This is a genomic window from Bradyrhizobium algeriense (assembly GCF_003062295.1).
Lineage (GTDB): Bacteria > Pseudomonadota > Alphaproteobacteria > Rhizobiales > Xanthobacteraceae > Bradyrhizobium > Bradyrhizobium algeriense.
Genome location: NZ_PYCN01000009.1, coordinates 229,161 through 252,738, shown reverse-complemented (window position 1 = coordinate 252,738; position 23,578 = coordinate 229,161). Strand labels below are relative to the sequence as shown.

At 62.7% G+C, this 23,578-nt stretch carries 22 protein-coding genes and 1 pseudogene; 11 read left to right on the top strand and 12 right to left on the bottom strand.

Features of this window, described 5'->3' with window-relative positions; translation table 11 throughout:
* Positions 1-23 precede the first annotated feature (23 nt).
* The 3 genes from fliJ to C7G61_RS19870 all read left to right on the top strand — a co-directional run bounded on the left by fliJ (position 24) and on the right by C7G61_RS19870 (position 2,089).
* Positions 24-440 (top strand): flagellar export protein FliJ, encoded by a 417-nt coding sequence (gene fliJ, locus C7G61_RS19880; protein WP_057842912.1) that lies wholly within the window; start codon positions 24-26, stop codon positions 438-440.
* A 183-nt stretch (positions 441-623) separates the two neighbouring features.
* Entirely contained in the window at positions 624-1,169 is a 546-nt protein-coding gene (locus tag C7G61_RS19875) for a sigma-70 family RNA polymerase sigma factor (protein WP_108517376.1), read from the top strand.
* A 17-nt stretch (positions 1,170-1,186) separates the two neighbouring features.
* Positions 1,187-2,089 (top strand): anti-sigma factor, encoded by a 903-nt coding sequence (locus tag C7G61_RS19870; RefSeq protein ID WP_108517374.1) that lies wholly within the window; start codon positions 1,187-1,189, stop codon positions 2,087-2,089.
* Between the two features lie 287 nt (positions 2,090-2,376).
* Here the strand turns inward: C7G61_RS19870 and C7G61_RS19865 are convergent, their stop codons facing one another.
* Complete coding sequence (locus C7G61_RS19865; protein ID WP_108517371.1) at positions 2,377-2,583, bottom strand: hypothetical protein; 207 nt, start codon at positions 2,581-2,583, stop codon at positions 2,377-2,379.
* A gap of 330 nt (positions 2,584-2,913) precedes the next feature.
* The gene (gene flhA, locus C7G61_RS19860; RefSeq protein WP_108517368.1) at positions 2,914-5,151 is read right to left on the bottom strand and encodes a flagellar biosynthesis protein FlhA; all 2,238 of its coding nucleotides are present in this window, start codon (positions 5,149-5,151) and stop codon (positions 2,914-2,916) included.
* A gap of 570 nt (positions 5,152-5,721) precedes the next feature.
* On the opposite strand from flhA, the pseudogene C7G61_RS47480 reads away from it, so the two are divergent.
* From C7G61_RS47480 to fsrB, 5 genes and pseudogenes are all read left to right on the top strand, one after another.
* Positions 5,722-5,823, top strand: a pseudogene (locus C7G61_RS47480) (PEP-CTERM sorting domain-containing protein); the annotation flags it as partial.
* Between the two features lie 26 nt (positions 5,824-5,849).
* Positions 5,850-6,545, top strand: coding sequence for a PEPxxWA-CTERM sorting domain-containing protein (locus tag C7G61_RS19850; protein ID WP_108517366.1), 696 nt, complete (start codon positions 5,850-5,852; stop codon positions 6,543-6,545).
* Between the two features lie 872 nt (positions 6,546-7,417).
* Positions 7,418-7,879: a GNAT family N-acetyltransferase gene (locus C7G61_RS19840; protein ID WP_108517362.1), complete on the top strand. Its 462-nt coding sequence runs from the start codon at positions 7,418-7,420 to the stop codon at positions 7,877-7,879.
* Positions 7,880-8,301: 422 nt separating this feature from the next.
* Positions 8,302-10,545 carry a TonB-dependent siderophore receptor gene (locus C7G61_RS19835; RefSeq protein ID WP_244608378.1) on the top strand — a complete coding sequence of 748 codons (2,244 nt, stop codon included), beginning with the start codon at positions 8,302-8,304 and terminating at the stop codon, positions 10,543-10,545.
* Positions 10,546-10,618: 73 nt separating this feature from the next.
* Positions 10,619-11,908, top strand: a complete 1,290-nt coding sequence (gene fsrB, locus C7G61_RS19830; RefSeq protein WP_108517359.1) for a siderophore utilization protein FsrB — start codon at positions 10,619-10,621, stop codon at positions 11,906-11,908.
* Positions 11,909-12,128: 220 nt separating this feature from the next.
* Here fsrB and C7G61_RS19825 read toward each other — a convergent pair whose 3' ends face one another.
* The 6 genes from C7G61_RS19825 to C7G61_RS19800 form a co-directional block, all read right to left on the bottom strand.
* Positions 12,129-12,434 carry a DUF3551 domain-containing protein gene (locus tag C7G61_RS19825; RefSeq protein ID WP_108517357.1) on the bottom strand — a complete coding sequence of 102 codons (306 nt, stop codon included), beginning with the start codon at positions 12,432-12,434 and terminating at the stop codon, positions 12,129-12,131.
* Between the two features lie 240 nt (positions 12,435-12,674).
* Positions 12,675-13,064 (bottom strand): VOC family protein, encoded by a 390-nt coding sequence (locus C7G61_RS19820; RefSeq protein WP_108517355.1) that lies wholly within the window; start codon positions 13,062-13,064, stop codon positions 12,675-12,677.
* A 147-nt stretch (positions 13,065-13,211) separates the two neighbouring features.
* Complete coding sequence (locus C7G61_RS19815) at positions 13,212-14,216, bottom strand: tripartite tricarboxylate transporter substrate binding protein (RefSeq protein WP_108517352.1); 1,005 nt, start codon at positions 14,214-14,216, stop codon at positions 13,212-13,214.
* Between the two features lie 53 nt (positions 14,217-14,269).
* Positions 14,270-15,187 (bottom strand): VOC family protein, encoded by a 918-nt coding sequence (locus C7G61_RS19810; RefSeq protein ID WP_108517349.1) that lies wholly within the window; start codon positions 15,185-15,187, stop codon positions 14,270-14,272.
* Positions 15,188-15,240: 53 nt separating this feature from the next.
* Positions 15,241-15,822 (bottom strand): amino acid synthesis family protein, encoded by a 582-nt coding sequence (locus C7G61_RS19805; protein WP_108517347.1) that lies wholly within the window; start codon positions 15,820-15,822, stop codon positions 15,241-15,243.
* Between the two features lie 8 nt (positions 15,823-15,830).
* Entirely contained in the window at positions 15,831-16,691 is an 861-nt protein-coding gene (locus C7G61_RS19800; protein ID WP_108517345.1) for a fumarylacetoacetate hydrolase family protein, read from the bottom strand.
* Between the two features lie 349 nt (positions 16,692-17,040).
* On the opposite strand from C7G61_RS19800, the gene C7G61_RS19795 reads away from it, so the two are divergent.
* On the top strand, positions 17,041-18,045 hold the full coding sequence (locus C7G61_RS19795; protein WP_244608377.1) for a zinc-dependent alcohol dehydrogenase family protein: 1,005 nt from the start codon (positions 17,041-17,043) through the stop codon (positions 18,043-18,045).
* Between the two features lie 197 nt (positions 18,046-18,242).
* Here C7G61_RS19795 and C7G61_RS19790 read toward each other — a convergent pair whose 3' ends face one another.
* Positions 18,243-18,662 (bottom strand): hypothetical protein, encoded by a 420-nt coding sequence (locus C7G61_RS19790; RefSeq protein WP_108517343.1) that lies wholly within the window; start codon positions 18,660-18,662, stop codon positions 18,243-18,245.
* A gap of 307 nt (positions 18,663-18,969) precedes the next feature.
* Between C7G61_RS19790 and C7G61_RS19785 the strand changes: the two genes are divergently transcribed.
* Positions 18,970-19,812, top strand: a complete 843-nt coding sequence (locus C7G61_RS19785; protein WP_108517341.1) for a GNAT family N-acetyltransferase — start codon at positions 18,970-18,972, stop codon at positions 19,810-19,812.
* A 77-nt stretch (positions 19,813-19,889) separates the two neighbouring features.
* Here C7G61_RS19785 and C7G61_RS19780 read toward each other — a convergent pair whose 3' ends face one another.
* The 3 genes from C7G61_RS19780 to C7G61_RS19770 all read right to left on the bottom strand — a co-directional run bounded on the left by C7G61_RS19780 (position 19,890) and on the right by C7G61_RS19770 (position 22,158).
* On the bottom strand, positions 19,890-20,957 hold the full coding sequence (locus C7G61_RS19780; protein WP_108517339.1) for an AI-2E family transporter: 1,068 nt from the start codon (positions 20,955-20,957) through the stop codon (positions 19,890-19,892).
* Positions 20,958-21,126: 169 nt separating this feature from the next.
* Positions 21,127-21,588 (bottom strand): cupredoxin domain-containing protein, encoded by a 462-nt coding sequence (locus tag C7G61_RS19775; RefSeq protein WP_108517337.1) that lies wholly within the window; start codon positions 21,586-21,588, stop codon positions 21,127-21,129.
* Between the two features lie 138 nt (positions 21,589-21,726).
* Positions 21,727-22,158 carry a hypothetical protein gene (locus C7G61_RS19770; RefSeq protein WP_244608376.1) on the bottom strand — a complete coding sequence of 144 codons (432 nt, stop codon included), beginning with the start codon at positions 22,156-22,158 and terminating at the stop codon, positions 21,727-21,729.
* A 155-nt stretch (positions 22,159-22,313) separates the two neighbouring features.
* Here C7G61_RS19770 and C7G61_RS19765 point away from each other — a divergent pair, with 155 nt between their 5' ends.
* Positions 22,314-23,549, top strand: coding sequence for an MFS transporter (locus C7G61_RS19765; protein ID WP_244608375.1), 1,236 nt, complete (start codon positions 22,314-22,316; stop codon positions 23,547-23,549).
* Positions 23,550-23,578 lie beyond the last annotated feature (29 nt).

Sequence of the window (23,578 nt, the reverse complement as noted above, 5' to 3'; positions counted from 1 at the left end):
GGACTTCTGGGGAGTATGAGTCGATGAAGTCACGCGAAACGCTGATCCGCCTGAAGAAATTTCAGGTCGACGAGAAGCGCCGAAGGGTTACCCAGATCGAAGGCATGATCGCCGACTTCCAGCGCATGTCGGTCGATCTCGAGCGCGAAATCCAGACCGAGCAGGAGCGGGCCGGGATCAACGATCCCTCCCATTTCGCCTACCCGACCTACGCCAAGGCCGCGATCCAGCGCCGGGAGAACCTGACCCGTTCCGCCGACGAACTGCGCATCCAGCTCGAGGACGCCAAGAGCCTGCTCAGCGAAGCGTTCGAGGAGCTGAAGAAGGTGGAACTGCTCGACGAGCGCGACCAGGCGCGCGAGCGCGCCGAGGAGAGCGCCCGGGAGCAGGCCGACATGGACTCCATCGGCCTGATGCGCGCCCGGCTTGGCGTCGCCTGACGCCTCTCACCCTCATCGGTTGCACGATCAAAACCCCCGGGCGGCAAGGCCCGGGGTTTTTCTGTTCCTGAATCCCCGAAACCGGCGACTTGGTGGCCCCCTTATCGCAGGGTATGCTACGAAACTTCTCGATTGCTCCGGCGTAAGACGCGATGGAGAAAATCGCGATTTGGGGGACGCTGAATGCTGACGCCAGCGGAGCTGGTCTGGCTGATTGCCGCGGTTGCGAAGGGGGATGAGGCTGCTTTTGAGCGCCTTTACGCCGCCACGCGCGCGAAACTCTTCGGCGTCGTGCTCCGTATCTTGCGCCGTCAGGACCTCGCGGAGGAGGTCATTCAGGAGGCTTACGTCAAGATCTGGAAAAGCGCCGGACAGTTCAACCCGGCGCTAGCCTCGCCGATTACCTGGATGGCGTCGATCGCGCGCAATCGGGCGATCGACGTGGTGCGCAAGAAGAGCGAAATCTCGATCGAGGAGGAGCCGACCGCGATGGAAGTCGCGGCCGATTCGCCCGATCCGCTGGCACGGCGCGAGATGACGGAAGAGTTGAAGCGGTTGCTGGAATGCGTCGGCCGTCTCGAGCCGGATCGGCAGAAACTGGTGCTCTTGGCCTATTACAACGGCTGGAGCCGCGAGCAACTCGCCGCCAAGTTCGAGACGCCGGTGAATACGGTGAAGACGTGGCTGCGCCGCAGCATGATGGACATAAGGGAGTGTCTCGGGCTTTGATGCCCGGATCTTGAACGATGGCCTATAGCGAAGACCATATCGCGCTCGCCGCGGAATATGCGCTCGGCACCCTCGATGCCGGTGAGCGCGCGCAGGTCGAGACCATGATGGCCGTCGACGCCGAATACACCGCGCTGGTCCATGCCTGGGAATACCGGCTCGGCGTCTTGAACCAGATGGTCGGCTCGGTCGAGCCGCGGCCGATCGTGTGGGAGAACATCAAGGCCGCGATCGGACATTCCACCGAAGCGCAGGCGCCGCTGGTGCTGCCCGAGGCGCCGCCGCCTCCGGAGCCTGCACCGCCACCGGCCGAGGAGTCTGTGGTCGCCGCGGCGCCTCCCGTCGCCGTCGACCATGTGAGCGACAATTCGAACGTCATCCAGTTGGCGGGCCGGGTCCGGCGCTTGCGCAGCGTCGCGTCGATGGCCACCGGACTTGCCGCAGCCCTGGTCGCGATGCTGGCGGTGCAGGTCTATCGGCCGGAATTGCTGCCGGAAGCGCTGCGGCCGAAGCCGCGCATCCAGACGGTCGAGGTCAAGACGCCGGCGCCACAGCCTGTGCCCTCGGCGCAATATGTTGCGCTATTGCAGCGTGACGGCGGCTCGCCCGCCTTCATCCTGACGGTCGACGCCGCGACCAAAAATTTCACCGTCCGCAAAGTCGGCGCCGATGCCGAGCCTGGAAAGAGTTTTGAGCTCTGGCTGATCTCCGACAAGCTGCCGCAGCCGCGCTCGCTCGGCGTGATCGGCGGCAGCGATTTCACCGCGCGTCCAATGCTCGCCGACTACGACGCCGGTACGATCAATGCAGCGACCTACGCGGTGACCGTGGAGCCGGCCGGCGGATCGCCGACCGGCAAGCCGACTTCGGCGCCGATCTATGTCGGCAAACTGATCGAGACGGTGCCGGCTACCCGCTAGCCGCGCCTCATGGTGAGGAGGCGCGAAAGCCCGTAGCCCGGGTGAAGCGAAGCGAAACCCGGGACCGCCGCCGAATGTCGCAAGAATCCCGGATTACGCTTCGCTCCATCCGGGCTACGAACTGAGGTTTGTGGGTGTGGTGGCGGACTCCGCGACAGCCCCGACAAAAAGAAAACGCCCGTGGGGAGCGGGCGTTTTCGTAGTCAACTTGGGGGTAGTTGGGGTCTTAATTATCCACGTGGCCTTTGGGGGCTGTAAAGAGCCGCGTGAATTCCGTGAATTCTCCTTTAGCGTACGACAGAGTTGCCTGAACTCGTAATCACAACCGGCTTACCGGCCTTCATGACGCGCGTGCTCGCGGTCTGGGTCAGGCCTTCATCCGAGGTTGTACGCGCGGAGATGCTGAAACCGGCGACCACGACACCCGCAACCAGAGCCACGACCACGATCTTGAGATGGGTCGTGCGATCTGCGCTGTAGATCGAGTGGTTCATGGAAGTCTCCTGCCGCCTTCCGTCCTGTAAATTCGTCGATGCCGTTCACAGGGCGGTTCAACGTCTCGCGTCAGGAAACGTAGGAATCCGGAGATTAGTTCCCAAGTGGCGATCACAAGGCGGTGAAAAGACTTGAACGGCCGCGATCAAAGGGTCGCTCCGCGAGGGCAAAAACAGAAAATTTACTAAATACTACAATAACTTAAGATGTCACCCGCGGCGCGCGCGGCAAATGCCTGCCGATTGGTGCGATGTTAACAAATTGTTTGCATGTGACGAAAAGGCTTCGCCTTTTTCGCCGCTGATTTGTGCCGCGCGCAGGCTTCCGGCCTACACGCTGCCCACCGTCTTCAGCCGCGCGCGCGGGTGAATTTCGGCCTGAGATAATACGGTGGTCTGCGAGCGGAAGCGCTCGACCAGCGAGCGGACGAACGGGCGGATCGCAGCCGAGGTGACCAGCACCGGCGCCTCGCCTTCGCGGGCGGCCTGCTCGAAGGCGTTGCGGACCGAGGTCATGAACTCCGACAGTTTTGAGGGCTGCATGGCAAGGCTGCGGTCCTCGCCGGTGCCCACGATCGATTCCGCAAACGCCATCTCCCAGCGCGCCGACAGCGCGATCAGCGGCAGGTAGCCGTTGTAGGTGGTGTTCTGCGCGCAAATCTGCCGCGCCAGCCGGGCGCGGACGTGCTCGACCATGGTGGCGGGATGGCGCGAGAAGGCGAGCGCGTCGGCGATGCCTTCGAGAATGGTGGAGAGATCGCGGATCGAGATCCGCTCGGCCAGGAGCAATTGCAGCACGCGCTGGATGCCCGAGACCGTGACAGAACTCGGCACGATATCCTTGACCAGTTCGCCCTGTTCCTTCGGCAGGTCCTTCAACAGCTTCTGCACCTCGCCGTAGGACAAGAGGTCGCTCATGTTGTTCTTGAGCAGCTCGGTCAGGTGCGTCGACAGCACGGTGGCGGCATCGACCACCGTGTAGCCCTTCAGCGATGCTTCTTCCTTAAGCGCGGCGTCGACCCAGGTTGCAGGGAGACCAAAGGTCGGCTCGACGGTGTGGATGCCGGGCACGCCGACCTGGTTGCCGGCGGGATCCATGACCATGAACTGGTTCGGCCAGATCTTGCCGGAGCCGGCGTCCACTTCCTTGATCTTGATGACATAGGTGTTGGCCTCGAGCTGGACGTTGTCGAGGATGCGCACCGCCGGCATCACAAAGCCCATTTCGATCGCAAGCGAGCGGCGCAGCGCCTTGATCTGCTCGGTGAGCCGGTCGGTGCCGTCGGGGCCGTTGACCAGCGGCAGCAGCGCGTAGCCGAGTTCGATCTTGAGGTCGTCGATCTTGAGCGCGGTGGCGATCGGCTCTTCGGCTGAGGCCTGGGCGGCTGCGGCCGCCAGTTCGGGCGCCGCGGCTGCGGCCGCTTCCACCGCCTTGGCGGCGCCGTTGCGGTTCTTCGCCTTCCAGGCCAGCACGGCGGCGCCGCCGCCGAGCGCGAGGAAGGGCAGCATTGGAATGCCCGGCAACAGCGCCAGCACCAGCATCACGCCGGCCGACATGCCGAGCGCCTGCGGGTAACCGGAGAGCTGCTTCATCATCGCCTTGTCGGCCGAACCGGTGATGCCGGCTTTCGAGACCAACAGGCCCGCCGCGGTGGAGACGATCAGCGCCGGCACCTGCGTTACCAGGCCGTCGCCGACCGTCAGGATGGTGTAGGTGCGGGCGGCGTCGCCAAAGCTCATGCCCTGCTGCGCCACGCCGATAATGATGCCGCCGATGACGTTGATGAAGACGATCAAAAGCCCCGCGATGGCGTCGCCGCGGACGAATTTCGAGGCGCCGTCCATCGCGCCGAAGAAGCCGCTTTCGTCCTCCAGCGCCTTGCGGCGTGCCTTGGCGGTGGCTTCGTCGATCAGGCCGGCGGAAAGATCAGCGTCGATCGCCATCTGCTTGCCGGGCATCGAGTCCAACTGGAAGCGCGCGGCGACTTCGGCGATGCGGCCCGAACCCTTGGTGATGACGACGAAGTTCACGATCACCAGGATCGCGAACACGATAATTCCGATGACGAAATTACCGCTCATCACGAAATTGCCGAAGGCCTCGATGACGTGGCCGGCCGCGGCCGTGCCCTCATGGCCGTGCGACAGGATCAGCCGGGTGGAGGCCATGTTCAGCGACAGCCGCAGCATAGTCGAGATCAAGAGCACGGTCGGAAACGCCGAGAATTCCAGCGGCGCCTGGATGAACAACGACGTCATCAGGATCAGGATCGACACCGTGATCGAGATCGCCAGGAACAGATCCAGCACGATCGCGGGCAGCGGCAGGATCAGCACCACCAGGATGGTGAGAACGCCGAACGCCAGCGCCAGATCGCCGCGCCTCAGCATATCGCCGATTTCGCTTAAGGATGGAAACTTGCCGCTGGCGCCTGCGCCGCCCTGACCCGCCGTGACATCGACCATGGTAGCCGCATCCCCCCGCGATTGACGCCCGCGGGCGCCAAACGTCTGCGCGGCGGCCGAAGGGCCGCCGGTCCGAAAGTGAGGCACCGCACTGGCGTCCACGGGGATTCCTCCCTCATCTAACGCGGCCGACGACACTCGACTTCACTCGGCAATTCTTGCCGGGTGTATGGTTAGCAAAGGGTTAACGGGGGAAGCTCAGACCCGTCATTCCGGCGGCGCGAGGCGTCGAACTACGATGTGCAAGCGCACATCGGAGAATCTCGCGCCACACCCCCCACCGTCATACCCGCGAAGGCGGGTATCCAGTACGCCGTGGCCTCTCGGCTCAATCACCGCCGTCTCTGGAATACTGGATCGTTCGCCCCAGTGCGCAATTGCGCACAAGGCGGACGATGACAGCCGAACACATTCCCGCGGCGCGTATCGCCCGGGCTTTGCCAACCGCCCCGACATTCCCCGGTCATTTGATTTGAAAAACATTTGAAGCTCCGACATGAATTAAATGTGTCAACGGATTGTGCAGTTTGGCTGCTTTTTGCCTTGTTTTCAGGCCCACGGCAGTCTTGTTTTCAGGCCCTCGGCAGTTATGATCGAGGTGCATTGCTAGACATTTATTGAGGGGCCTTAAATGAATACGAAGGCTATTAAATCCACGCGATCTTCGGCCTCCTGCCCGAGCCCTCCACCGAGCCAATGATGATCCTCGGTTTCGCTGGTGTTGGCTTCATGGCGTATCGCCGCCGCAATAGGACCGCGCTTACTGCGGCCTGATCGTCAGAAAAATTGGAAGTGCAAAAATGATTTTACGAACGGGTGCAGTTGCGCTGGTGTTTCTTGCGAGTATGACGTTGAGTTCGATCGCAGCAATCACCGAATACACAGCGAGCGCGGATTTCGCCGCGGCCGCTTCTGGAACGACAACCGAGAATTTCGACAGTGTCAGCGCCGACACACAGTTCAGAACAAACTCCGTTACCGTAGGCGAACTAACGCTAACTGGTTTCGGTCCAAATCAGAGCTCCTTCAACGTTATCAATCCGACCCCCTCCGGGCCGGGCAATTCAATCTACAACGTCAACGGATCGTCGTTCATTAATGGTATCACCGACGTCGATACGGGCTTCAAGATAACATTCAACTCGGCAATCACGGCTTTCGGAGCAGATTTTCGCGGCTTCAATAATCTGCACTCGTCGACTACCCGCTCGTTTGTTGTCGTGAATGGCGAAGAGCTCTCACCAGCCGTGGTTCCCGCTAACGCCGATGCATCATTCTTTGGGTTCATCTCTGACACTCCTTTTACAGAGATTACCTTCGTTCGTAATCCGGCCTTAGCGGTCGGAAACATGGATGCTTTCGGTATGGACAATGTCGTCTTTGGCATTGGGGCCGTCCCTGAGCCATCGACCTGGGCCTTGATGATCCTCGGCTTTGCGGGTGTTGGCTTCATGGCCTATCGCCGGAAGTCGAAATCAGCATTAGCGGTCGCTTGATTGCAATCATCAGAAATACGGTGACGGCGCGTGGGATGGGTAGAGCGGAGCGAAACCCATCATCTTTGTTGATTGGAATGTAGAGGACAGGTTTCGTTTTCGCTCCACCGATCCTGCGCGCTACCTGGGACTGCGCTCATGGCCATCCCGGCACGACCTGTCGCGAAGCATGATCTTACTGATTTGCGAGCACCGCTAGCGAATGAGCCTCCTTTTCGCGTATGGGATCCCAATCGACCGCAATCTCCATGCGGTTTCGCGTTCCTCGGCTTGAAGCCGTCGCCGCGGCCGAGCTCACAGCAACAGTATTTGAACTGGAACGATGTCCGGACCGGAGAACTACGGGGGATTTTCGTCGCCTACCTGGCACCCTGCTTGCTCTACGCAGGAATGGGCGTGAGCGCGTCCTAAAACTGACCGGCGGAGGCCACCAATGGCAAACTCATCTCTGATTGAAACGCTTCGGGCAACCGCAGCGGCGAACAGGTTTCAAATCGCGACACTGATCGAAAGCCTATCGCGATCGGTCGAGCTGCTCACCGTTGACATCGAGCACGAAGAGACGCGCGCGGGTGTTCGCGACTTGTCTGAACCAGCGTACCCGGTGTTGGCGCGGAGCCTCAGGTCGCGGAGAGATAACATTCGGGCTACCTTGGCATCGTTGGGGGCGGTGGTTCATGCATCCGAGGCGGCCTAAGACTACGTAACGGCAGTCGCTCAAGCAGTTCGCAGGATAGGTAGAGCCAACGGGTCCGGCCTTCGGCCGGCCCGATGATAAACTCCGCGAAACCCATCATCTTTTGTTGATTGGAATGCAAGGACGGGTTTCGCTTTCGCTCCACCGATTCTACACGCCACTTGGGACTGCGCTCATGGCCATCACGGCAAGACCCGTTGCAACGCATGATCTCAAACTGATTTGCGAGCACCGCGAGCGAATGTTCGCCGCGTCCGGCCGCTCGCGCGAAGCCTTGCGGCCGATGACCGCGGCTTTCGAGCAATGGCTTTCGCCGCGACTGGCAGACGGCAGCTATTTCGGCTGGATGCTCGAGGAGGCCGGCGTCGTGATCGCGGGCCTCGGCATGATGGTGATCGACTGGCCGCCGCATCCGAGCCATCCGGCCAACCATCGCCGCGCCTGCATCCTCAACGTCTTCGTGGAGCCTGAGCACCGGAGCAAGGGACTGGCCAAGCGGTTGATGGCGCTGGCCGAAGAGAGGGCCCGCGAACTCGGCATTTCCTATGCAATCCTTCATGCGACCCGGCAGGGCCGCCCGCTGTATGAAAAGCTTGGGTGGCAGCCGACGAGCGAGATGGCGATACGCTGGGATTAAGTGCAAAGGCCGCAATAACGCCGGCTCATGTGTTGTGGTGCGCATTGATATTCCTGTCCGTCGAAGTGCGGATGCGACAAAGTGCCCGAGGCCATGGACGAAAAGTATTTTCAGGAACGGCGACGATTATTGAATCATTTTTCGAACAGTCGCGGCGGCGCGCGTTTGCATTGATCGTCCGCATTCGCTGCTGCCATCGATAACTGGAACTTCGACTTGCGAAAAGAATCACACGCACGCAATGCGTGAGCGGAAACCGCGCAATCTGGAGGAATTCTAGTAACCACCCATCGAACTCCGAAGAAGCCTGCATTAGAGCGAGGCACGAAAAATCATACCGGCCAAGCCGGCAGGCTTCGGGATACAGCGTGACACCAACAGAGTTCCATTCGCTTTTCGCCACTCGACTTCAACTGATACCAATGATCTGCCTCGGGGCAGTCAGCGGACTTGCACTCTCCCTTCCGACTGGCGTCGCGCTGGCGCAGTCATCGCTTCCTGCGGTCACCGTGGACGCGCCGCAAGAGCGCGCGCGTCCGTCCGCAGCCCGACCGTCCCGCCGTGCTGCAACCACACGCGCCGCGCGCGCCAATCGCGCAGGCCGCGTGCCGCAGGCGGCGCCGGCTGCGGCGGCATCGGGCCCCGGCGCCGGCGAGCGCGCCAATGGTCCGGTGCGCGGATTCGTCGCGACCCGCACCGGCACCGCGACCAAGACCGACACGCCGATCATCGAAACTCCGCAGTCGATTTCAGTCGTTACCACCGACCAGATCAGAAACCAGGGTGCGGAGACGGTCGGAGCTGCGCTGCGCTATACTGCGGGCGTCAGCGGCGACGTCAACGGCGGCTCCGACACGCGGTTCGGGGGCTTGCAGATCCGCGGGTTCGACATGACCATGCCGGGCCTCTATCTCGACGGCCTCCGGCTGCCGAGCAGCAACTACGTGCACTTCCTCGGCCTCGAGGCCTACGGCGCCGAGCGTCTCGAAGTGCTGAAGGGGCCGTCCTCGGTGATGTACGGCGGCAGCGGCACCGGCGGCATTCTCAATTATGTCAGCAAGCTTCCTACGGCCTACCAGTTCGGCGAGATGTCGGTGTCCGGCGGCAGCTTCAATCGCTACCAGGGCCAGTTCGACGTTGGCGGTCCCGCCAACAAGGAAGGCACCGTGTTGTGGCGCCTGACCGGCGTCGTCCGCGACGGCGAAACCCAGGTCGATTTCACCAAGGACAACCGCGTTTTCATCGCACCCGCAGTGACGTTCAAGCCGAACGACGACACCACCATCACGCTGCTGGCCAACTATCAAAAAGACACGACCGGCTGGGGCCTGCAGTTCCTGCCGGCATCAGGCACGGCGTTCGCCAATAACGGCCGCTTCATCCGGAATACCTTTTTCGGCGGTGAGCCGAACTTCAACCAGTTCAACACCGAACTGGCTTCCGCCGGATACCTGCTGTCGCACGATATCAACGAAGCCCTCACCTTCCGGCAGAACCTGCGCTATTCGTGGATGCACAACGAACAGCGCAGCTTCTACGGCACCGGCTACGCCTCGCCGGCCGACGAAGCCGCAGGCCTGATGTCGCGCTATGGCGCAGGCGGTGCATCGACCATCAACTCCTTTGCGGTCGACAACCAGCTCCAGGGCAAGTTCGTCACCGGCATCCTGAGCCACACCACGCTATTCGGCATCGACTACCGCAACACCTCGTTCCGGGACGCTGCTTCAGGGTACAGCACCGGCAAGATCAACGTGTTTGCGCCTGTTTACACCAACACATGGACCAATGATGGCCCGTACGACGACAAGGGCATCAAGCAGTCGCAGATGGGACTCTACGCACAGGACCAGATCAAACTTGGCCGGCTCTCGTTCCTGCTGGGCGGCCGGCAGGACTTCGTGACGACCGATCTCGACGACCGTTTCAACAAGTCTTTCGCCACGACGGACGCTTCGGCATTCACCAGTCGTGCGGCTGTGATGTACAATTTCGACAACGGGATCGCGCCGTATTTCAGCTACGCCGAATCATTCCTGCCGGTGCTCAACACCAACGCGGCGGGCGAGTTGCTGAAGCCGGAAACCGGCGTTCAGTATGAAGTCGGCGTGAAGTATCAACCGGTCGGGATCAATGCGCTGATCACGCTGGCGGCCTTCGACCTGACACGAGCCAATGTCGTCACCTTCGGGGCGCCGCCGTTGTACATTCCCGAGCAGACCGGACAGGTGAAGTCGCGCGGCATCGAACTCGAGGGCACGGCCACACTGATGGAAGGCCTCAACGTCCGTGGCGCCTACTCCTACATCGACGCGGTGGTTACGCAGGATCCGGTGAACGTCGGCAAGGCGCCGACCACGGTGCCGCTCAATCGGTTCTCGCTGTGGACTGATTACACCCTGCAGAGTGGCCCGCTCACCGGCGTGCAGGTCGGCGGCGGCATTCGCTATGTCGGCTCGACCTTCGGCGACGATGCCAACACCTTCAAGGTACAGGCGTCGACTGCGGTCGACGCGCTGCTCGCGTACACCAGGGACAATTATCGCCTGGCGCTGAACGTCACCAACATCGCCGACACCCGCTATGTCGCGGCCTGCTACGGCTACACGAGCTGCTTCTATGCCGAAGGGCGCAAGGCGATCGCGAAGCTGACCTACCGATGGTAATCATGATTAAGTCACCACACACTGCGACAGATGTTTGATAATTGAGGCAACCCCAACAGCACGGGCGAAGACCATGAGATCGATCTTCGGGCGGCTCCATCGCTGGGCCGGACTCCTCACCGCCGGCTTTCTGTTTTTTTCGGGCGTCACCGGCGCGATCATCTCCTGGGATCACGAGATCGACGACTTGCTGAACAAGCAGTTGTTCGACGTGACCACCTTCGGGCCTGCGATTCCCTCTGTCGATCTCGTCAAGCTGGTCGAGCAGCGCGATCCGCGCGCGCGCGTCGTCCACATGTTCATGACGCCGGAGAAGGACCATTCGCTGTGGTTCTTCGTGCTGCCGCGGATCGATCCGGCCACCGGAAAGCGATTTAGCCTCGATTACAATCAGATCTTCCTCGATCCCAATACCGGCGCGGAGCTCGGGCGGCGCTACTGGGGCGCGGTGTGGCCGGTGACGCGCGAGAACTTCGTCTCGTTCCTCTACAAGCTGCACTACACCATGCACATCCCGGAGTTCTGGGGCAGCGATCGCTGGGGCATGCGCGTGCTTGGCGTCATCGCCATCATCTGGACCATCGATTGCTTCGTCGGCTTTTATTTGACGCTGCCCTCCCGTCGCCGCGCCAGGGCAGGGCGAGCACCTGCCGTTGCGCGCGAACTCGGTCGTGGTTTTTGGGCGCGCTGGGCGCCGGCCTGGAAGATCAAGACCTCGGGCAGCACTTATCGAATCAATTTCGATATCCACCGCGCCTTCAGCCTGTGGACCTGGGCGCTGTTGTTCGTGATCGCCTTCACGGCGTTCTCGCTCAACCTGTATTTCGAGGTGTTCTCGCCGCTGATGAAGACGGTGTCGGACTACACCCCGACGCCGTATGAACAGCGTCCTTATCGGCATCTCGACGATCCGATCGAACCCAAGGTCACGTTTGCCGACATCGCCGCGCGTGCCGCGGCCGACGGCAAGACCCGCGGCTGGACCACGCCCGTCGGCTCGATCAACTATGGCCCGGCCCACGGCGTGTATGCCGCAGCGTTCTTCCACCCCGGCGACGATCATGGCGCCGGCGGCGTCGGCCCGGCGCAGCTTTATTACGACAGCGAGGACGGCCGCCCGATCGGTCAGAGACTGCCGTGGGTCGGGACCGCCGCGGATATCTTCGTGCAGGCGCAATTCCCGCTGCACTCTGGCCGTATCGTAGGATTACCCGGCCGCATCCTGATCTCGATCATGGGGCTGGTCGTTGCAGCGCTGTCGGTGACCGGCGTCGTGATCTGGTGGCGCAAGCGCCGTGCCCGCGTCCGGGTGCGCGGGACCAACGCAATAGGCTCAGGCGGACAGCTTGCGCCCGCGGAATAGTCCCTCGCGGAAAAGTCCTGGCGAGCGTGTCGGACTCGGGGTCAGGCGGACCAGGGATCAGGCGTTACGCGCGGCAACGTTGCCGCCACCGGCAGGAGGGCGACGTCGACTGCCGCGCCAACGTTCTATTCTTCAGCGTCACGATCGATAGCGCCGCAGGAATGCGCGGGGCCTTGTCGCTCGGCGGGTTCGCTGGCAGGTGTGCTGCCGCGGCGGTCCTTTATGGTCTGGGGGGTGCTTTGCTTCCGCGTGGATGCGCGCGGTTCTTTGGGTGAGGTGAGTTTGGTTGATAGGCGAAGGCATTGTGGTTGTCCTTCAGGAACGGATCGCGGAAGCAGTCACCGCCGATACCCATCGACATCGCATTGCATTGCTCCATCGTGTCAAATCCGCAGCTGGTCATGTGGCCGGTGACATCCTGCCGGCAAAACTCCTTTGCGTTTGCCTGATCTCCGGTCATCGCGCCAAGCGCAACAATGGCGAATATTGCTGCAACAGGCGCGCCGACTTTCAAGAATGCTTTCATTATCGTCTCTTCATGCTGTTGGTTTGGCGTAGCCCCTGGCCGCGAGCTATGTCGTCAGAGACGGTTGTGCGAGTGCGTTCAACGGGTCTTGAAGGCATGACAGTCATGTGAAGCGTCGCTCGCGAGAGCCGTAGCCCGGATGGAGCGCAGCGCAATCCGGGGGCAATCTATCAGCGGATGGACTTATCCCGGATTGCGCTGCGCTCCATCCGGGCTACGAAGAGGCGTGTCTCGCCGCCTTCACGGATTCCATCCGCCGCTGCCGTACGGGCGGGTGATGATTTCGAGGAGGTGACCGTTGAGATCCTCGAAGTAGACGCCGCGTCCGCCGTCGTGGTGATTGATCTCGCCCGGTTGCTTCCGCGCCGGATCTGCCCACCAGGCCAGCTTGCGTTCCCGAACGCGGCCAAAAATCTCGTCGAATTCAGCTTCGCTCACCAGAAAGGCGTAATGCTGCGGCGCGATTTCGTCGGTGTCCATGTAATCGAGATAGGCCCCGTTCTCGGTGACGACCATCTCGAATGGCCCCCAGTGCTTCGGGGCCGGAAGGTTCAATATCTCGGTCAGGAATTTCGCCGAGGCCTTGCTGTCGCGTGCCGACAGGATCGTGTGGTTGAAATGGACCGCCATGTCGCTTCTCCCTGGATAAGCGTTCTCGCCCAACGGCTCCAACGCTTAACCAGCGCAACTTCGGTTGAGTTCCATTTTTTTGGAAATGCACTCAAATCGCTTTCGGCTGCCGGGCAGTCGCGGAATTTCCGGGACGCGATCAGAGACTCACTCGATCCGCGCGATCTTCGCCTCGTCGATCACCTTCGACCATTTTGCGATCTCGGAGCGGATCAGGACACGCATTTGCTCCGGCGTGCTGCCGCGCACTTCGCCGCCGGTCGCGGTTTCCAGGGCCTTCTTCACCGCGGGATCCGCGAGCATCGAGGCGGTTTCCGCGTTCAGCTTCTGCACGATGTCGGCCGGCGTGCCTTTCGGGGCGACAATTCCGGCCCAGGTGCGGACGTCGTATCCCTTGAGTCCGGCTTCCTCGGCCGAAGGCACGTTCGGCAGCAAGGGCGTGCGGGTGGGCGAGGTCACCGCGAGGCCGCGGATGGCGCCGCTTTCGATCTGGCCTGCGAGCAGCACCGTGGTGCCGACGATCACAGGCACGTCGCCGCCGAGCAGCGACGTCACGCTCGGCGCGTCGCCGCGGTAGGGGACGTGGACCATCTTGATTCCGGCGGTGGTGGTCAACAATTCGCCGGCGAGATGATGGGTGCTGCCGAAACCGACCGAGCCGAAAGACAGCTCGTTCGGCTTCGCCTTCGCCATCGCGATCAGGTCTGGCAGCGTCTTCGCAGGCGAATCCGCGCGCACGGCAATGACGAGGGCGTAGTAGACCAGCGTCGAAACCATCTCGAAACTGTCGGTCGGCTCGTAAGCCAGCTTCTTGTAGAGCGTGCCCGAGATCGCGTGTGCGCCGGTCACGAGCCCGAGCGTATAGCCGTCGGGCGCCGCATTGGCGATCGCTGCGGCGGCGATGTTTCCGCCGGCGCCCGGCTTGGCTTCCACGATGACCGGTTGTCCCAACCGCTTCGAAAGGCCGTCGGAAACAATGCGGGCGAGCGCGTCGGCGGCGCCTCCGGGCGAAAATCCGTGCAGCAAACGTATCGGGCGGTTCGGATAGGTTTGCGCATCCGCCAGCGACGGCGCGAGAGCGAACAGGGCTGCGATTGCAAACAGCGCCGATCGCCCCCATCGACCTCTCGATTGACCGGAAATCCCAGGCATCGTGTTTCTCTCCCTCTGTTTTGTTTTTTGCGTGTTTTTTATGAGCGCCGCGCTCAGGGCGGCTTCACCGCGCCGCGCATTTCCGGAGAAAATTCCAGCGCCGCCTTGTCGGGCCCGACGCCCCAGACGTCGCGCGGCAGGCCGACCCACGTTTTCGGCCGCTGCGGACGGTCACGGTGCCAGGGTCTTGGTTCGAAATAGCCGAGCTCTTCGTCGGCCATCATGTCCATGTCGTAGAACAATTCGATCAGGCAGCCGTCCGGACTGCGGTGATAGACCGCGACGTTGTGGCCCGGACCATGCCGCACCGGTCCCCACAGGATCGGAATCTTTCGGCGGCCGAGCAGGTCGCAGGCCTGGTGCATGTGCGAGGCATCGCGCAGCTCGAACGCCAGATGATGCAGCCGGCCGTCGGTGCCGCGGGCGAAATTCATCGAATGGTGCTCGAAGCCGCAGCGCATGAAGACGAAATTCTCCTCGATGCGGTCGGAGACCCGAAAGCCGAGGACGTCCTGATAGAACCGCGCGGTCGCTTGCGGGTCGGGCGCGCGCAGCGCGACGTGGCCGAGCTTGTTGACGACAAGGCCACGGAGCGGATCGATCGATTTGCAGAACTGCCACTGTGCAAACAGGTCGATGCGATGTCCGTCCGGATCGTTGAAGGTCAGCGTCTTTGGAACACCGGGCAGGCTGTCGCTTCTGATTTCCGATGCGATACCGCGATCGGCCAGCGAGCGCTGCAATTCGGCGAGGTCGGAATCGGGCGCAACTTCGAACGCGATCGCGCCGAGATGGTTATCGGTGGCCTGCTCGATGACCGTGGTGAGCTGGTCGGAGTCGCTGCCGAGATAGACACGCTTGCCGTCGCGGTTGATGACGCCGAGCCCGATCACGGATTGATAATATTCCAGCAGGTGCTCCAGATCGGAGGTTGCCAGCGCCGTGTGCCTGACCCGCTTCACCCTGATCATCGCGTCCCCCTCTCGATCGAAATGACTGCTTGTCGGCTAGAGCAGCAATGCTATCAGCGCTGGCCGTCGTGCACGGAGATATCTGAGGCGGCCAATCCGCCGATGCGCGCATGCGAACGCCCGCCGGTCGCCATCACAAGACCGAACGCGATCTCGTCGCGCCGCGGCGCGTCCCACACCGTCATCTCGGCGGTGCCGAAATGGCTGCGCACATAGGCCGCGTGGATGTGGCCGAGCGGCACCATCAGCCGCGTGCCGGGTCCGCCGATGGTTTTCGACGCCGGCACGATGGCCTTGGGATTGCCGAGCGCCTCGCGCGCCGCCCAGCCGCCGGCTTCGTGCCACACCGCGCCATGCTCGAGCTCGCCATCCTCGCCGACCACGATGCCCTTGCCATAGGCCTCGATCTTGTCCGCACCGCCCAGCCGCGCAATGAGCGCGGCCGCGAGTTCGCGCCCAAGCTCGCGCAACGAAGCCTGGAACGGCATCAAGTCTGCCTCGTAGCGTCCCGCAAAGGGGTTGCGGATCACGGCGATGGACGTGCCGACGAGCAGGGGAGTAGCCAGCCGCGGCCCGCGCTCGTGCCAGACCGTCTCGACGGTCAGCGCGGTCTTGCGAATGTCGTAAGCGGACATCTGGCGCCTCACTCGTCGACGACGGGATTGCGCAGCACGCCGATATTCTCGATCTCGACCTCGACGACGTCGCCTGGCTTGAGAAACTCGGGCGGCTTGCGCGTGAAGCCAACGCCGGCCGGCGTTCCCGTCGCGATCACGTCGCCCGGCACCAGGTCGAAAATGGTCGAGCAGTAATTGATCAGCCGCGGGATCGAGAAAATCAGCATCGAGGTGTCGGACTTCTGCTCGACCTTGCCGTTGACGCGGGTCTCGAGCCTGAGTTTCGTCGGATCGCCGATCTCGTCCGGCGTCACCAGCCACGGACCGAACGGACCGGTGCCGACGAAATTCTTGCCGGAAGCGATCTGCTGGGCGTGGCGTTGCCAGTCGCGAACGCTGACGTCGTTGTAGATCGAATAGCCGGCGACGTGGTCGAACGCTGCCGCTTCCGGAATATGCCGGCCGCCTTTTCCGATCACGACCGCGAGTTCGCCTTCCCAATCGAGATTATCGGAAACCTTCGGCCGCACCACCGGCGCGTTGTGGGCGACCTGGGACCGCCAGACGCGCAGGAAGATTGGCGGAAATTCGGTGATCTCGCGCTTCATGCCGAACGCCACCGCCTCGTTGTGGTGGTCGAGATAGTTGCGCACCGCGCAGATGATCTTTTCCGGACGCGGAATGACGGGGAGAAAAGTTATGTCGGCCAGCTTCGGGCCCGGCTTTTCGCCAGCTGCGAGCGCATCCCGGCGGGCGAAATCGGCACTCCCGACGAAGTCCGCCAGCGACGGATATTGCGGCAAGGCGCGGCCGAGGTCGGCGACGCGGTCGCCGACCACCGCCCCCCAGCTTTCCCGACCATCCATAGCGAACGACAACAGCTTCATGCGCGGGCTCCCTCCGGAACGTTGGAATCTTTTCGATAAAACTACTATTTTCGAAAATTTACGAAAATGCAAGCCGCCTGTTCAGGGAAACGATCAGGATTCGGAAAGGCCGGCCGGAGGGAGGCGTTGCTGCCGTCAATCGTTGACGCGCGGATGGGCTGTGTATTTCCTCGTGCGTTCGGTGGTGGTGCCGCGCGATCGATTTCGCAGCGAGATCGCTGTTGCGCGCGACGCCGCCGGCATGATCGCGCGGGGTTCACTGGCCTTGTCGCGAGATCAGGGCGAACCAACTCCGCTATTGCAATAAATTTCGCAAACAATAATATTTTCGAAAATATGGAGGAATCGCATGACCACGCTGATGAAAACCGTTCTCGTTCGCCAGGTCGGCGGCCCCGAAGCCCTTGAATATGTCGACGTGCCGCGTCCGGATCCGGGCCCGCACGACGTCGTGATCCGCGCCGAGGCGTTCGGCGTCGGCCAACCGGATGTCCTGATCCGCCGCGGCGTCTACAAATGGATGCCGCCGCTGCCCGTGAACCCCGGCAACGATGTCGCCGGCATCGTGCACGCGGTCGGATCCGAGGTGAGCGGGATCGCAACCGGCCGGAAGGTGTTGCTGAGCGCCCGCGACCTCGCCCAGCGCGGCGGCTGTTACTCCGAGTTCGTCGCGGCGCCGGCCGATGCGGTGCATCTGCTCGCCGACAGCGTCGATCTGCAGGAAGCGGTGTGCCTCGCCAACTACCAGGTCGCCTGGGCGTTGCTGCATCAATGCGCGTCGACGCAGCGGCCGGACAGCGCGCTGGTGATCGGCGCGGCCGGCGGCGTCGGCACGGCGCTGGTGCAACTCGGAAAGCTGGCCGGGATGACCGTCATCGGCACGGTCAGCTCTGAAGAGAAAGCGGGGTTCGCGCGCCGCAATGGCGCCGACCACGTCATCCATTATCGCAACGAAGACGTCATCGCCCGCACCCGCGAGCTGACGGAGGGGCGCGGCGTCGGTCTCGTCCTCGACCATGTCGGCGGGCCCGATTTCGTCGGCTATATCCGCGCGCTCGGCAAGTGGGGCACGCTGGTGTCCTACAATGCCTTCGCCGGCCTGCCGCAGGAGAACCTGGTGGCGGCGATGCGCGATCATCTCGACACCTGCCCGGCGGTGCGCTGCTTCTCGTTCCACATTTATGACCACGACCGCGAAGGCCGCCGCGCGCTGATGCGCGAAGTGATCGGCGCGCTCGAGCGCGGCGCGATCCGCCCGGCCATCTCGGCGCGGTTGAAGCTTGCCGACGTCCGCAAGGCGCATTCCCTGCTCGAACAGGGATCGGCGCTGGGCAAGATCGTGATGATGCCGTGAGGACGCGCCGGGATTTCGCCGCGCCCTGTCCGTGCTGCGCGCTGATCGAGGATTACTCGCAGCGCGTAGTCGCGTAGGATGGGTAGAGCGAAGCGAAACCCATCAATCGCGTGTGCGAAGGGGCGATGGGTATCGCTGCGCTCCACCCATCCTACGTACCGCAATCAGCGGCACCGACTCCGCGCCATGCCGGCGGCTTAATCGCAGTAGACCGACCTGCCATAGCCGTCGTCGCATCGTGCGCGCGCACGGTAGGGCACGGGCAGCGGCGGCCTCGGCGCGTATTCCGGCGCATAGTCGTATTCCTGCGCGTAGTAGCGTTCCCGAGCGTAGGGATAGGGCGCGCGTTCGACATAGGCCGGCTGTGCGGCGTAGGCAGGTCCGTACTCGCCATAGACAGCTGCCGGGGCCGGCGTTCCGTAATAGGACGGTTGCCGATAGCCGTAACCGGGTTCCGCGTAGGGCGGTTGCCGATACGCCGGTCCCGGACGCACATAGACGTTTGCTGAAGGCGCGTAGATTCCGCCCGGCGCCACGTAGACGGATGACAAGTCGCTGGCCGCGCCGGCCGCCGAGTACAGCACGACAAAGGCCAGCGTGAGCGATGATCGGTACATGTGTGTCGCCTCCAACAATGCAGCCCCGCAGCAGCATATGATTAATTTTCGCTAAACAATTCGCACGGCGCAATGATATTCTGCGCGAAGAAGTGTGCCATTTCTGGACTGCTCACAGCGCATTCGCATCGTGAGTTGAGGAACTGCAGAGCGCAATTGCAGTCCTGCTGTTTGTCATAAAGCGGCGTCATTGCGAGCGAAGCGAAGCAATCCATCTTTCCGCGCACGAGGATAGATGGATTGCTCCGCCTTCGCTCTTCGAGCTACGGCGGACAAGTCGTCGCTTCGTGACGGCTGGAGGATCGTAATGAAGACCTTCACAATACGGCCGATGCGGCCGGACGAAATCTCACTGGCCGTGGACTGGGCCGCGGCTGAAGGCTGGAATCCGGGGCTTGCCGACGACGCATGCTTTGCTTCCGTCGATCCGGGCGGCTTCTTCATCGCAGAGATCGATGGCGCGCCTGCCGCGACGGTTTCCTGCGTCAATTACGGCGCGAGCTTTTCCTTTCTCGGCTTTTACATGGTGCGGGCGGATCTGCGCGGCCATGGCTACGGCCTGCGCATATGGAATGCGGCCATCGCGCACGCCGGCCCGCGCGTGATCGGGCTCGATGGCGTGACGGCGCAGCAGGAGAACTACAGGAAGTCCGGCTTTCAGCTTGCTTACGCCAATGTCCGTTACGGCGGCACAGTTGCCGCGCCCGCCGTGCCGCGGGCTGAAGTCATAGCGTTGTCCGATGTCCCGATAGCGGCAGTGGAAGCGGACGACGCCACCGTGTTTCCGGCGCGGCGGCCCGCGTTCCTGCGGGCCTGGATCGGCGCGCCCGGCCATGTCGGTTGCGCGGTCGTGCGGGATGGCAGGCCCGCCGGCTGGGGCGTGATCCGTCCATGCCGGAAGGGTTTCAAGATCGGCCCGCTGGTGGCAGACGACCGCGTCACCGCCGAAGCGGTGCTGTCCGCCTTGCTCGCCAGGGTGGGCGGCGGCGAGATTTTTCTGGATGTGCCCGGCATCAACCGCGAGGCGATCGCGCTGGCGGAAGATTTGGGATTGGCGCCGGTGTTCGAGACGGCCCGCATGTACACCGGCGTGATTCCACCGTTGCGGCTGGAGCGGGTGTTCGGCGTCACCAGTTTTGAGCTGGGGTAGGATGGGTACAGCGAAGCGAAACCCATCAATAGGCTGCCAACGGCGTGAATGATGGGTTTCGCTTCGCTCTACCCGTCCTACGGATTTGCGTCTCCAGCCGGCTCGTCCCGCCGTGATACGGCGAATATCTCCCAGCTCACCATGAACATCGCGGCAATCAACGGGCCGATGACAAAGCCGTTGAGGCCGAACGCTTCGATGCCGCCGAGCGTCGAGATCAGCACGATGTAGTCCGGCAGCTTGGAGCCCTTGCCGACCAGGAAGGGACGCAGCAGATTGTCGACCAATCCGATGACGAGCACGCCATAGACGATCAGCCCGATGCCCTGCCAGATCGCGCCGGTGGCCAGGAAGTAGATCGCGACCGGAAGCCAGACCAGCGCGGCGCCGACGGCAGGGATCAGCGACAGGAACGCCATCAGCACGGCCCATAGCAGGGCTGCGTGGATTCCCAAGAACCAGAACGCGATGCCGCCGAGCATGCCTTGCGCCATCGCGACGAGGATGCCGCCCTTCACGGTGGCGCGGACGACGTCGGCGAACCGGATGAACAGCGCCGCCTTCTGCTCGCCGCGCAGCGGAATGGCCTCCCTGATCCGTTCGGCCAGCGCCCTGCCGTCACGCAACAGGAAGAACAACAAATAAAGCATGATGCCGAGGCGGATCACGAAATCGAACGTGTTCATGCCGATGCTGAGCGCCTGCGGGGCGAGAACCTGCCCGCCCGTCATGAGGCCGGAAGCGAGCTTTTCGCGCAGGGCCGAAAAATCGGTGACGTTGAGCCGCTCGAGCAATCCGGTTGCCCAGGCCGGCAGGGCGTCGAATATCCGCTGCAGATAGCTGCCGAAATTATACTCTCCGGACTGGATTTTCGCGAACAGGCTTGACGCTTCCTGCGCCAGCGAAGCCGCGATCATCGCCAGCGGCAAGAGGACGATGGCGATGATGATCAGGACGGTGACGGCGGCCGCGAGGCTTGGCCTGCCCTGCATCGATTGCAGCAGCCTTCGATAGACGGGTGCGAAAAGCACCGCCACGACGACGGCCCAGAGAACAGCGCCATAGAACGGATACAGCACCCAGGCAAACGCCAGCGTGACGGCGACAAGCAGCAGCAGGAAGCCTTGGTGTTCGATCCTTTGCACGGCGGTCTCGCTTTCCCAGCTTTCGGATTGGGCCCGGTTGTAGTGGATCGGGGCCGACGAAAACAGGAAACTTTTGCGCAGCTTGCCGCCTTCGCTTTACCTATGGCTCATTTCACCGGGACCTATTTCACCAAGACTTACTTCACCAAGACCTTATTTCACCAGGACTTTATTTTACCAAGACTTGGCCGACCATGCCGGCCTCGCGATGGCCGGGGATCAGGCACGAATATTCGAACGTGCCGGCGTGAGTGAACTTCCAGAGGATCTCGGCCGATTTCTTCGGTGCAAGCCGAACGCCGTTCGGTTCGTCATGCTCCATATGCGGGTTCTCCATCATCGCCTTGGCGTGTTTCAGATTTTCTGCCGTGGTGGCGAGCAGGAATTCGTGATCGTCGGCGCCGGTGTTGCGGATCACAAAGCGGATCTGTTCGCCGCGGTTCACCTCGATGCGGGCGGGCGCGTAGGCCATCTCGCTCATCCCGACCTCGATGGTGCGGGAAGGTTTTTTGGGGTCGCCGGGCTCGCCCGCGGCATAGCTTTGGTGGGCGTGCTGCTCATGGCTGTGCGCTAGAGGCGGCAGGGCTGAAAGCGCTGATAGCGCCAGCAGGATTGTCACAATGGTTTTCATTCGATGTTCCTTCTCGTGTTTTCGAAATGCGCTGTGCATGGCGCGAGACGCCGCAAACTGCGCAGACATGATTGAGTTCTCCGACGACCACGGGCATGCGCGCTCGTGGCGCGGCTGCCCATGTCGTTACGTCAGAGATCAGGCGATGGGGGGACGATAGAGCAGCGGGGGCGCCTTGCCCGGCAGACGCTGAAAGTTCTCGGAGACGCAGAGCGAGATCGGCGGCGAGGGCTTTGCGATGGCGGGCAGATCGGCCGCGATCGCCGAAACGCAGAGCATGGCGCAGCACGGTCCTATAGCGCCCTTGCCGTCGTGCTGATGCTTGGCCGGCTCGGGCATAGCGTGACCGGCATCGGCCTGATGCACAGCATGCTCATCCGCCTGCATCTCATGATGCCGGTGCGAGGCGGCATGCTCCGGCTGCGCGTCCTCATGGACATGCGCAGCGGTAGCCGTTCCGGGCTGATGCATGAGACACGATGCGGCATCGCCAAGCGCCAGCGCCACGCCGGGCGCAAGCACGCAAAACAGATAAAGCAGGGCGACAAACCACCCCGCCTTGGCGCGCATCGGCCTCGTCAAGCGAACGAACATGGCGGGGAAACTAATACCCGCGGCCGATTCAGCCAAGGTGCCGACAGGCGCTGCCCCATCACATCTGCATGCCCAATATCGCGGCAATGTGGCTTGACGTTAGGCAAATAGCCTACGAAGTTGTGCCCGCCGTGGCAATTTCCTCTGAACTTACCGGAGATTCCGACCTGTTCGTTCCCGACTCGCGTCGGGCATGGATCCGGCTTGCCGTAGCCGTCCTGATCGGCTCGCTCGGCAGCGTCGGCATGTGGTCGGTGGTGGTCGCACTTCCCGTGGTGCAGACCGAGTTCGCCGCGAGCCGCGGCACCGCCTCGCTGGCGTTCACGATGATCATGCTCGGATTCGGTTCCGGCGGGGTGCTGACCGGCAAGATCACCGACCGCTACGGCATCGTCACCGCCATCGGGCTCGGCATCGGCATTTTGGGCTTGGGCTATGTCGTCGCGGGAATGTCATCCTCGATCTGGCAATTCATCCTGGTGCATTTCGCGATCGGGCTTTCCTCCTCGGCCACTTTCGGCCCGCTGATGGCGGAGGCCTCGCACTGGTTCGACCGCTACCGCGGGCTCGCGGTCGCCATCGCCGCCAGCGGCAATTACATCGGCGGTGCGATCTGGCCGCCGCTGGTGAACTGGGGCATCCAGACCTATCAGTGGCGCGCCACCCACATCGCGATCGGCATCTTCACGGCGCTGGCGATGGCCCTGGCGCTGATCGCCTTGCGGATGCTGATGGGGGCCGGCGCGCAGCGCGACCACGAGAATGCGTCCCCGCCGCGCGTCGACCTGCGCCTTTCCACCAATGCGCTGACCGCGATCCTGGGGCTCGCCGGCATTGCTTGCTGCGTGGCAATGGCGATGCCGCAGGTTCATATCGTGGCCTATTGCGGCGATCTCGGCTATGGCGTGGCGCGCGGCGCCGAAATGCTGTCGCTGATGCTGGGCTTCGGTATCATCAGCCGGATCGGCTCGGGCTTCCTCGCCGACAAGATCGGCGGCATCCGCACGCTGCTGATCGGCTCGGTGGCGCAGGGCACCGTGCTGCTGTTCTATTTGTTCTTCGACGGCCTGACCTCGCTCTACATCATCTCTGCGATGTTCGGCCTGTTCCAGGGCGGCATCGTGCCGAGCTACGCCATCATCGTGCGCGAGGCGATGCCGGCCTCCGAGGCCGCGACCCGCGTAGGCATCGTGATCTTCGCTTCCGTGTTGGGCATGTCGTTCGGCGGATGGATCTCGGGCGCGATCTTTGACGCCTACGGCTCCTACGGCGCGGCCTTCGCCAACGGGCTGGCGTGGAACGCGCTGAATATCGGCATCATGCTGCTGCTGTTGATGCGCGCCCGGCAGCGGCTGGCGGTGGCGTGAGGGCCGATCCCGGAAACTTGGCAGGGCAA

Coding starts and splice junctions, on each gene's coding strand:
- fliJ (WP_057842912.1), top strand. CDS start 24: ATGAAGTCACGCGAAACGCTGATCCGCCTGAAGAAATTTCAGGTCGAC.
- C7G61_RS19875 (WP_108517376.1), top strand. CDS start 624: ATGCTGACGCCAGCGGAGCTGGTCTGGCTGATTGCCGCGGTTGCGAAG.
- C7G61_RS19870 (WP_108517374.1), top strand. CDS start 1,187: ATGGCCTATAGCGAAGACCATATCGCGCTCGCCGCGGAATATGCGCTC.
- C7G61_RS19865 (WP_108517371.1), bottom strand. CDS start 2,583: ATGAACCACTCGATCTACAGCGCAGATCGCACGACCCATCTCAAGATC.
- C7G61_RS19850 (WP_108517366.1), top strand. CDS start 5,850: ATGATTTTACGAACGGGTGCAGTTGCGCTGGTGTTTCTTGCGAGTATG.
- C7G61_RS19840 (WP_108517362.1), top strand. CDS start 7,418: ATGGCCATCACGGCAAGACCCGTTGCAACGCATGATCTCAAACTGATT.
- C7G61_RS19835 (WP_244608378.1), top strand. CDS start 8,302: ATGATCTGCCTCGGGGCAGTCAGCGGACTTGCACTCTCCCTTCCGACT.
- fsrB (WP_108517359.1), top strand. CDS start 10,619: ATGAGATCGATCTTCGGGCGGCTCCATCGCTGGGCCGGACTCCTCACC.
- C7G61_RS19825 (WP_108517357.1), bottom strand. CDS start 12,434: ATGAAAGCATTCTTGAAAGTCGGCGCGCCTGTTGCAGCAATATTCGCC.
- C7G61_RS19820 (WP_108517355.1), bottom strand. CDS start 13,064: ATGGCGGTCCATTTCAACCACACGATCCTGTCGGCACGCGACAGCAAG.
- C7G61_RS19815 (WP_108517352.1), bottom strand. CDS start 14,216: ATGCCTGGGATTTCCGGTCAATCGAGAGGTCGATGGGGGCGATCGGCG.
- C7G61_RS19810 (WP_108517349.1), bottom strand. CDS start 15,187: ATGATCAGGGTGAAGCGGGTCAGGCACACGGCGCTGGCAACCTCCGAT.
- C7G61_RS19805 (WP_108517347.1), bottom strand. CDS start 15,822: ATGTCCGCTTACGACATTCGCAAGACCGCGCTGACCGTCGAGACGGTC.
- C7G61_RS19800 (WP_108517345.1), bottom strand. CDS start 16,691: ATGAAGCTGTTGTCGTTCGCTATGGATGGTCGGGAAAGCTGGGGGGCG.
- C7G61_RS19795 (WP_244608377.1), top strand. CDS start 17,041: ATGACCACGCTGATGAAAACCGTTCTCGTTCGCCAGGTCGGCGGCCCC.
- C7G61_RS19790 (WP_108517343.1), bottom strand. CDS start 18,662: ATGTACCGATCATCGCTCACGCTGGCCTTTGTCGTGCTGTACTCGGCG.
- C7G61_RS19785 (WP_108517341.1), top strand. CDS start 18,970: ATGAAGACCTTCACAATACGGCCGATGCGGCCGGACGAAATCTCACTG.
- C7G61_RS19775 (WP_108517337.1), bottom strand. CDS start 21,588: ATGAAAACCATTGTGACAATCCTGCTGGCGCTATCAGCGCTTTCAGCC.
- C7G61_RS19770 (WP_244608376.1), bottom strand. CDS start 22,158: ATGCGCGCCAAGGCGGGGTGGTTTGTCGCCCTGCTTTATCTGTTTTGC.